At 46.4% G+C, this 8,336-nt stretch carries 8 protein-coding genes, 2 tRNA genes and 2 pseudogenes; 3 read left to right on the forward strand and 9 right to left on the reverse strand.

Going from position 1 to position 8,336, the window contains the following annotated elements:
* From ACTHUM_RS10150 to mraZ, 5 genes and pseudogenes are all read right to left on the reverse strand, one after another.
* Positions 1-131, reverse strand: a pseudogene (locus ACTHUM_RS10150) (Mur ligase family protein); the annotation flags it as partial.
* A 26-nt stretch (positions 132-157) separates the two neighbouring features.
* Entirely contained in the window at positions 158-1,906 is a 1,749-nt protein-coding gene (locus tag ACTHUM_RS10155) for a peptidoglycan D,D-transpeptidase FtsI family protein (protein WP_004518895.1), read from the reverse strand.
* A 74-nt stretch (positions 1,907-1,980) separates the two neighbouring features.
* Complete coding sequence (ftsL, locus tag ACTHUM_RS10160; RefSeq protein ID WP_003681879.1) at positions 1,981-2,244, reverse strand: cell division protein FtsL; 264 nt, start codon at positions 2,242-2,244, stop codon at positions 1,981-1,983.
* Between the two features lie 62 nt (positions 2,245-2,306).
* Positions 2,307-3,269: a 16S rRNA (cytosine(1402)-N(4))-methyltransferase RsmH gene (rsmH, locus tag ACTHUM_RS10165; RefSeq protein WP_004518896.1), complete on the reverse strand. Its 963-nt coding sequence runs from the start codon at positions 3,267-3,269 to the stop codon at positions 2,307-2,309.
* A complete protein-coding gene (gene mraZ, locus ACTHUM_RS10170) occupies positions 3,266-3,721 on the reverse strand; it encodes a division/cell wall cluster transcriptional repressor MraZ (RefSeq protein ID WP_039861849.1) in 456 nt (151 codons plus the stop codon). Before mraZ ends, rsmH begins: the two co-directional genes overlap by 4 nt.
* Before the next feature lie 402 nt (positions 3,722-4,123).
* Here mraZ and ACTHUM_RS10175 point away from each other — a divergent pair, with 402 nt between their 5' ends.
* From ACTHUM_RS10175 to ACTHUM_RS10185, 3 genes are all read left to right on the forward strand, one after another.
* Positions 4,124-5,275 (forward strand): class I SAM-dependent methyltransferase, encoded by a 1,152-nt coding sequence (locus ACTHUM_RS10175; protein WP_049335342.1) that lies wholly within the window; start codon positions 4,124-4,126, stop codon positions 5,273-5,275.
* A gap of 106 nt (positions 5,276-5,381) precedes the next feature.
* Positions 5,382-5,458: transfer RNA gene (locus ACTHUM_RS10180), tRNA-Met, on the forward strand.
* Between the two features lie 6 nt (positions 5,459-5,464).
* Positions 5,465-5,540: transfer RNA gene (locus ACTHUM_RS10185), tRNA-Ala, on the forward strand.
* A 139-nt stretch (positions 5,541-5,679) separates the two neighbouring features.
* Here ACTHUM_RS10185 and ACTHUM_RS10190 read toward each other — a convergent pair.
* From ACTHUM_RS10190 to ACTHUM_RS10205, 4 genes and pseudogenes are all read right to left on the reverse strand, one after another.
* Positions 5,680-6,084 carry a ClpXP protease specificity-enhancing factor gene (locus ACTHUM_RS10190; RefSeq protein ID WP_049335344.1) on the reverse strand — a complete coding sequence of 135 codons (405 nt, stop codon included), beginning with the start codon at positions 6,082-6,084 and terminating at the stop codon, positions 5,680-5,682.
* Positions 6,085-6,095: 11 nt separating this feature from the next.
* The gene (locus tag ACTHUM_RS10195; RefSeq protein WP_039861850.1) at positions 6,096-6,701 is read right to left on the reverse strand and encodes a glutathione S-transferase N-terminal domain-containing protein; all 606 of its coding nucleotides are present in this window, start codon (positions 6,699-6,701) and stop codon (positions 6,096-6,098) included.
* A gap of 214 nt (positions 6,702-6,915) precedes the next feature.
* A complete protein-coding gene (locus tag ACTHUM_RS10200) occupies positions 6,916-7,704 on the reverse strand; it encodes a cytochrome c1 (RefSeq protein ID WP_003748257.1) in 789 nt (262 codons plus the stop codon).
* Positions 7,705-7,718: 14 nt separating this feature from the next.
* Positions 7,719-8,336 (reverse strand): annotated as a pseudogene (locus ACTHUM_RS10205) (cytochrome bc complex cytochrome b subunit); the annotation flags it as partial.

Raw genomic sequence — 8,336 nt, forward strand, 5'->3', positions numbered from 1 at the left:
CCCTGACAGGCAACGAAAATGTCACCCTGTTTAATTTGTCGGCTGTCTGAATGCAACAAACGCCCTGCTGCGTTTTCACACAGCAGAGGCGGAAAGTTGGTTTCAGCCAAGGGGGTTAACTTGCTGAACATAAACAATATCTCTTTGATTGTTTGGATTATGACGGTACTTTGACGGTAGCGGTATTACTTAAAGGCTTGGTCGGGGAAACACCCAAGATGTTCAAGCTTCCGCTCATGACTTCTTTGAATACGGGACCGGCAACCACGCCGCCGTAATAGCCGTTGGCAGTCGGTTCGTCAATGGTAACGGCCACAATAACGCGTGGATTTTTAGCCGGAGCAAAACCGATGAACGTACCGACGTGTTTGTTGTCCACATAGCGGCCATTAACCAGTTTACGCGCCGTACCGGTTTTCGCACCTACATCGAAACCATCAACAGCACCGGCAGTACCGGTACCGCCGGCTTCAGTAACGGAAACCATCAACTCGCGCACTTTTTTCGCAGTAGAGGCTTTGATGACGCGCTTGCCTTTAGGTGCAACCGCTTGTTTTTCAAAGCTGACCGGCAACAATTCGCCGTCATGGGTCAAGACAGTATAGGCACGAGCCAATTGCAACAGGCTTAATTGCAGGCCATAACCGAAAGACATGGTTGCCTGTTCGATTTTTTGCCATCTGCGCCAGCTTCTCAACAAACCTGCAGTCTCGCCAGGAAAGCCTGAATGCATGCGCACGCCCACACCTAAATCATGATAGAAATCGTACATTTCTTTAGGCGTAAACATGGCAGAAAGTTTACTGGTACCGACGTTGGAAGATTTTTGCATAATGCCGCGCACATCCAAAGTAGGATAAACGTGGGTATCTTGTACGGTAGCCGGACCGATTTTGTAAGGCAGGGTATTGAACGTATCGGTTGCATCCACTTTACCGGAATCCAATGCTTTGGCAATGGTAAACGGTTTCATTGCAGAACCGGGTTCAATCATATCGGTTACGGCGCGGTTACGGCGCTGTTCGCTATTGGCTTGACCCGGTTGATTCGGATCGTAAGCAGGGCTGTTGACCAAAGCCAAAATTTCGCCGGTTTGCGCATCCAATACCACAACCGTACCCGCTTTGGCTTTGTGATAAGCCACAGCCTTGTTCAACTCGTCATAAGCCAGCGTTTGAATACGCTGATCCAAAGACAAAATCATGTCTTGGCCATTTTTAGGCACGCTGTTGCGTGGAGAGTCGAGGCTGTCAACGATATTACCTTTGTTGTCACGCAATACGACTTTCGCACCATCTTCACCGCGCAGACTGTCTTCACGGGAAAGCTCCAAGCCCTCTTGACCTTTGCCGTCGATATTGGTAAAACCGATAACATGCGCAAACAGATTGCCCATCGGGTAATGGCGTTTCAATTCTTTTTGGAATGCGATACCTTTAATGCCCAATGCTTTGATTTCTTCTGCTTTCTCGTAGCTGAGTTGACGTTTCAGATAGATAAAGCCTTTGTCTTTTTTAGACAATTTATTTTTCAAAACTTCAACAGGCACATCGGCAATGGCCGACAGTTTTTCTAACTGCTCGTCAGTCGGCATTTCCTCCATGCCGGAAGGCATGGCATACAATGATTCGGTAGGCGCACTCAACGCCAATGTAGCACCATTGCGGTCGGTAATCATACCGCGTGATGCAGGCAGCGGAAGTGTGCGCACAAAACGTTGGTCGCCCTGATTTTTCAAAAACTCATGCTGACTGGTTTGCAGATAAACCCCGCGCACCAACAGACCGGTAAATGCCAGCGCAACGGCACCCAGCACCAAACCAATACGTCCGTTACTTGTCAGCGGTTTTTTTGTTTTTGTGGTTCCAGACAGCATTTGAGGTTTATATTCGTTCTTAATTAACATGTTGGACTTCTCATGACTTAGCTGCTCAGTGAGCTATTAATTCCCGTAAACACCTTGAAAACAAGGCTATATTCTTATTTTTTGCGTTCCAGCATAGCCGTATTATGCGCACCCGGCGGAAGCAGATGTTGCTTTTCGGCCGCCACTTTAATCAGTTTGTGGTTTGCCAATCTTGCTTGCTCCAGTTTCAAGCGCGCGTAATCCTGTTCCAACTGAATTTCCCGCTTTTGCGCCTTATCCAACTCGATAAAGTGCAAGCGCGACTGGTTTTGCTTAAACACTACGGCAAAGGCAGAAACCGTCACCAAAACCAGTAATAAAATATTCAACTTACCCATTTCAAACTTTCAGACGGCCTGTCAACAGAAACATCCCTTGCGACAATGCCGAAACGCTTTCCCTAGTCAACAACCGAAAATTCGCCGCTGCTGCGCTCCGCCACACGCAAAACTGCACTGCGCGCACGCGGATTGGTTTCAGTCTCTGTCGAACCCGGTTTGATTGCTTTGCCCACAGCCTTCAAAGGCGGTTGAGGCAAATCCGCTTCCTTGACCACCGCCCAACGGGGCAAAGGCGCATGTTGCGAATATTTTTTAATAAACTGCTTCACAATTCTGTCTTCCAGCGAATGGAACGCAATGACGGCCAAGCGTCCACCCTCTTTCAGACGGCCTGCAACCTGCGGCAAAACTGCCTCTACCTCTTCGAGCTCGCGGTTAATAAAGATGCGAACTGCTTGGAAGGTGCGCGTAGCAGGGTCTTGTCCGCGCTCACGAGTACGGACGTTTTGCGCCACAAGCTGCGCCAGCTTGCGGGTTGTATCGATGGGACTCTCCTCGCGTTGCGCAACAATGGCGCGCGCAATCTGGCGACTAAACCGCTCTTCACCATAATTCTTAATTACCTCGTGTAAATCCTGTTCGGATGCGGTTGCAATCCATTCTGCCGCAGACATCCCGCGAGTCGGATCCATCCGCATATCCAACGGCGCATCAAAGCGGAAACTGAATCCGCGGCTGCCATCGTCAATTTGCGGCGACGAAATCCCCAAATCAAAAAGCGCACCGTCAATCTTATCGATGCCCAATTCATCCAAGGCCGTCTGAAATGTTTCAAAACCATTGTGTACGACACTGACACGTTTATCTTGCACCGCCAGCTCATTGGCTACCGCAATCGCCTCAGGGTCTTTGTCAAAAACAACCAAACGACCCTGCTTGCCCAAACGCGACAAAATCAGCCGGGAATGCCCTCCCCTGCCGAACGTACCGTCCACATAAATCCCATCTTCACGGATTGCCAACGCATCCACCGCCTCATGCAACAAGACAGTAACATGCTGATAATTTTCAACTTTACTCACAATTGCAAATCCGTTTGACTCAATTGGAAAGCCAATTCATCAGGATCGATATCCAAAGCCTGATTCATTTCCTCTTCCCAATGTTCGCGGCCCCACAACTCCATACGGTTTGCACGGCCAACCAAAGTAACTTCTTTTTCAAAATCTACGCGTTTGCGCAGATTGGCCGGAATCAAAACGCGTCCGGCGCTATCCCACTCCAAAATCTCCGCATTGTGCAGCAGCAAATTCTGATACCGTTGCAAAGCTTCATTGCCGGCCACTTTCAACTTCAAAATCTGCTCGGCTTTTTCTTCCCAAACGGGCTCGGGGTACATCAATAATTTTTTTCGGGAATCCAGTGTGACCACAATTGCAGGCGTATAACGGCGCAGCAAAATATCGCGGAATTTGGCAGGAATCGCCAACCGCCCTTTACTGTCCATACTCAATTCATGAGCACCGCCAAACACATTACACCCCAAATTCGATTAAAATAAAACTAGAGTGGGATTAAAAATCCCACCTTCCTAAAATATTTCGTCTTCACTTCTACGGAACACTTTTTAGGAAAAAGTAACCACTTTCACCCACTATGCCCCACCAACCGACACTATAAGAAATTTTGGCAATCAGGTCAAATCAACCCTTTATCTGAAATGAAACACTAAACACTTAAAATTCAATAGCTTATATATACAAAAATGCATGACAAATTAATATGCTAGCCATTTTATATGGCATAAAACACCATATCTAGTATTGTTTATGTTTTTAAAATACTACATATAGTATTTTTACACCCGATTACCACCCCTCTCACAAGGGGCTATAATATACAAACAAATTCAAATTTTTTACATTATCTAACAGTCATGAAGCCACAACTCCCCCTTCCTTCCCCTGATGCACAAGCCTCTTCAGCACACCTGACCAAGCTTATAAAAAACGAAATTGAACAACATCAAAACTGGATACCCTTCTCCCGTTTTATGGAGCTTGCCCTTTACACACCTCAATACGGCTATTACAGCGGAGGCAGCCATAAAATCGGTACGGACGGCGACTTCATTACCGCCCCCACCCTCTCCCCCCTATTCGGACAAACCCTTGCCAAACAACTTGCCGAATTACTGCCGCAAACAGCAGGCAATATCTATGAATTTGGTGCAGGTACAGGTCATCTCGCTGCCACACTCTTGCAAAACCTTTCAGACGGCCTAAATCATTACTATATTATCGAACTATCAGCAGAGCTTGCAGAGAGACAACGCCAACATATTCTTGAACATACTTCCCCCGAAGCAGCCACAAAAGTCATCCACCTCACCACATTACCCGAACACTTTGACGGCATCATCATCGGCAACGAAGTATTGGATGCCATGCCGGTGGAACGCTTGATTTATCAAGATGAAGGGTTTCAACAAATCGGCGTGAGCCTAGAGAATGACGAGCTAATCGAAGCCATCAGACCATTGACCCAAGCCGAACTGATACAAACAGCCTCCTTGTACCTCCCTCCCCTCCATTCATACACAAGCGAGCTACATCCTGCACAATATGCCTTTATCCAAACCCTGGCCGCCAAATTGCAGCGCGGCGGTATGATATTTATCGATTACGGCTTCGACGCCGCCCAGTATTACCATCCGCAACGCAAAGAAGGCACATTTATCGGCCACTATCGCCACCACACCATCCATGACCCATTTTTCAACATCGGCCTGACCGATCTGACTGCACATGTCAATTTCACCGATATTGCACGCGCCGGCATAGAATCAGGTTTGGACTTAATCGGCTACCTGCCCCAATCTTATTTCCTGCTCAATCTCGGCATCACCGATTTGCTGGCACAAATCGGCAGCCCAGATTCAGTTGAATACATCCAAGCAGCCGCCGCAGTACAGAAACTGATACATCAGCATGAAATGGGCGAACTTTTTAAAGTGATCGCTTTTGGCAAAAACATCGATATCGACTGGGCAGGCTTTAGCCACGGCGATATTTGCCATAAGCTATAGCCTGACAACCTACTTTTTATTTTTTAAAAACAATAAGAAATAAAAAAAACCAAAATTAGCGCTTGCCAAATATTCAAAAAAAACTATAATAGCGACTTCACGAAACGGCGAATTAGCTCAGTCGGTTAGAGCAGAGGAATCATAATCCTTGTGTCCGGGGTTCGAGTCCCTGATTCGCCACCAAATTTCGGGGGTATAGCTCAGTTGGTAGAGCGCTTGCATGGCATGCAAGAGGTCAGCGGTTCGATCCCGCTTACCTCCACCACTAAACAAAAAAGCTCTTGTTAAACGCAAGAGCTTTTTTGTTTGGCTTAATTAATAACTGATTGCTCATTAATTTTGCCATTTCAATACCCAATCAATAAAGGCCGTCTGAAACATTTCAGACGGCCTTTTATCTTTAATTACTTCACAAGCTTCAATACTTTTTTCGGTTTTTCTTCCGCAGATTCAGCTTTTTTATCTTCGGCCACTGCAGCTTCGATAGAAGCAGGCTGATATGGTTCTACCTCAAACCCCATACCCTCTCCACTTTCGCGGCCAAATATACTGACAATATGACCGACCGGAATCCAAATCTCGTGCGCTACGCCGGAAAAGCGTGCAGAAAAATTGACCCACTCGTTGTCGATATTCAAGTTATGGCTGGCAGTAGGGCCAATATTTAAAACAATCTCATTGTCGCGTACATACTGCATCGGCACACGGGTATGTTCATTTACCCAAGCCACGATATGCGGTGTTTGGTTATTATCCAAACACCATTCATACAAAGCACGCAACAAATACGGTTTGGTTGAAGTTGCCATAGATCCGTCCTTTAACGGCGCATGGCTTTTTCAGCCGGTGTCAATGCTTCAATAAAGGCTTCGCGTTGGAAAATACGCTCGGCGTACTTCAGCAAAGGCGCAGCAGATTTACCCAGTTTGATGTCGTAATAGTCCAAACGCCACAACAGTGGAGATAAGGCAACATCAATCATGGAGAAGTCATCGCCCAAGATGTATTTGTTTTTAGTAAAAGACGGTGCCAACAGTGTCAAACCATTGCCAATGGCTTCACGCGCTTTGGCTTGTTCTTTATTGGTAGATTCAGGGTTTTCCAACACTTGCACCAAGCTGAACAATTCTTTTTCCATACGGTACAGTACCAAACGGCCGCGACCGCGCATAACAGGATCACCCGGCATCAACTGAGGATGAGGGAAACGCTCGTCAATGTATTCGTTGATGATGTTTGATTCGTGCAAAATCAAATCACGCTCAACCAGAACCGGTACTTGGTTATACGGATTCATCAAAGCCAAGTCTTCGGGTTTATTGAACACGTCCACATCTTTGATTTCAAAATCCATGCCTTTTTCATACAATACAAAACGGCAACGTTGGCTGAATGGACAAGTAATACCCGAATACAAAGTCATCATAATCTTCTACTCCTGATCAATCTTTTCAGACGGCCTTAAGCCTTATAAAAATTCAGAAAGAATTATACATAATTTCAAATACTTAATCCAGAAATTTAAAATAACACACTGTTTACATTAAGCAATTTTTAGATTTGCATTAATCCGACATAAATTGATTAAGCAAACAAAAAAGGCAAACCTGAAACAGGTTTGCCTTTTTGATTCAAAAGAATTAATGAACGTCTTTCCAGAATTCTTTTTTCAGGAAGTACGCCAACGGCAACATTACGGCAAACAGGAATGTCAAAACCATGTAACCGATACGGTGGCGTTGCAATTGAGCAGGTTCGCCCATGTATACCAAGTAGTTCACCAAATCGCGCACATAAGCATCGTACTCTTTTTGGATTACTTTACCATTAGGCAGACGACGGCTATGCAGACCGGTAGATTCCCAATACAGTTTAGGAGTCAGGTTGCCATGCTCGTCTTTAATCATAACGGGCTGACCTTTGGCATCCAATTCAACGGCTTGAACACCTTGTTGCTCCCACAATGGGTGAGGCATACTCGCGCCGGCCAAAACGGTATTGTTCCAACCGGTCGGACGAGTTGGGTCTTTATAGAAGCCGCGCATATAAGCGTACAGGTAGTCCGCACCTTTAGAACGGGCAATCAGGGTCAAATCCGGCGGAGGCGCACCCAACCATTTGGAAGCATCTTTCGGATCCATGGCCGCTACCATCACGTCACCAACGTTGTCTGTTGTGAACATCAGGTTTTTCTTGATTTCATCTTCAGTCAAACCGATGTCTTTCAGACGGTTGAAGCGCATACCACTGGCAGAGTGGCAAGACAAACAGTAGTTTGTAAAGATTTGCGCACCGTGCTGCAGGCTGACTTGGTCACGCAGGTCGATATCGACTTTTTCATAGTTTGCATGGCCGCCGCTGGCGACGGCTGCACTCATAGGCACTGCCAGCAATAAGGCAGCAAACCAGTTTTTCAGAGTTTGTTTCATTTTCGCTGCCCTCATCAGATATTGGTTGCAAACAAGTAAGCACCAACAACGGTAATACCGACATAAACAAAGAACATAATTTTTTGTTTAGTAGTGCTCATGGTTACGCGTTCAGGAACTGGTTTGTTGGTATCCAGTTTGGTATAGAACGGCATACCTAGGAAGAATGCAAAGTAGACGAAAGACAGGATACGTGCAACCAAAGTACGGGTATCAGTTGCTACCATTGCACCCAAAATACCCAAACCGATGAAGGCAATGATGAACAGAACCAACGCAGTTTTGAAGATTGGGCCGCGATAACGGACAGATTTAACTTCGCCTTTATCCAACCAAGGCAACAAGGCAATCAGGACAACTGCTGCACCCATACCGATTACGCCCCATACCTGAGTACCGGCAAAGGAAGGAATCGCACGCAGAATTGCGTAGAACGGAGTGAAGTACCATACCGGCGCAATGTGCGGAGGTGTTTTCAGCGCATTCGCTGCATCGAAGTTTGGCGCTTCGAGGAAGTAGCCGCCGCCTTCAGGTGCAAAGAACAACACAGAACAGAAGACAATCAGGAATACAACGACGCCCAAGATGTCTTTAACGGTGTAGTAAGGATGGAATGGGATACCATCGCGTGG

This window comes from Neisseria sp. P0021.S006 (assembly GCF_051956895.1).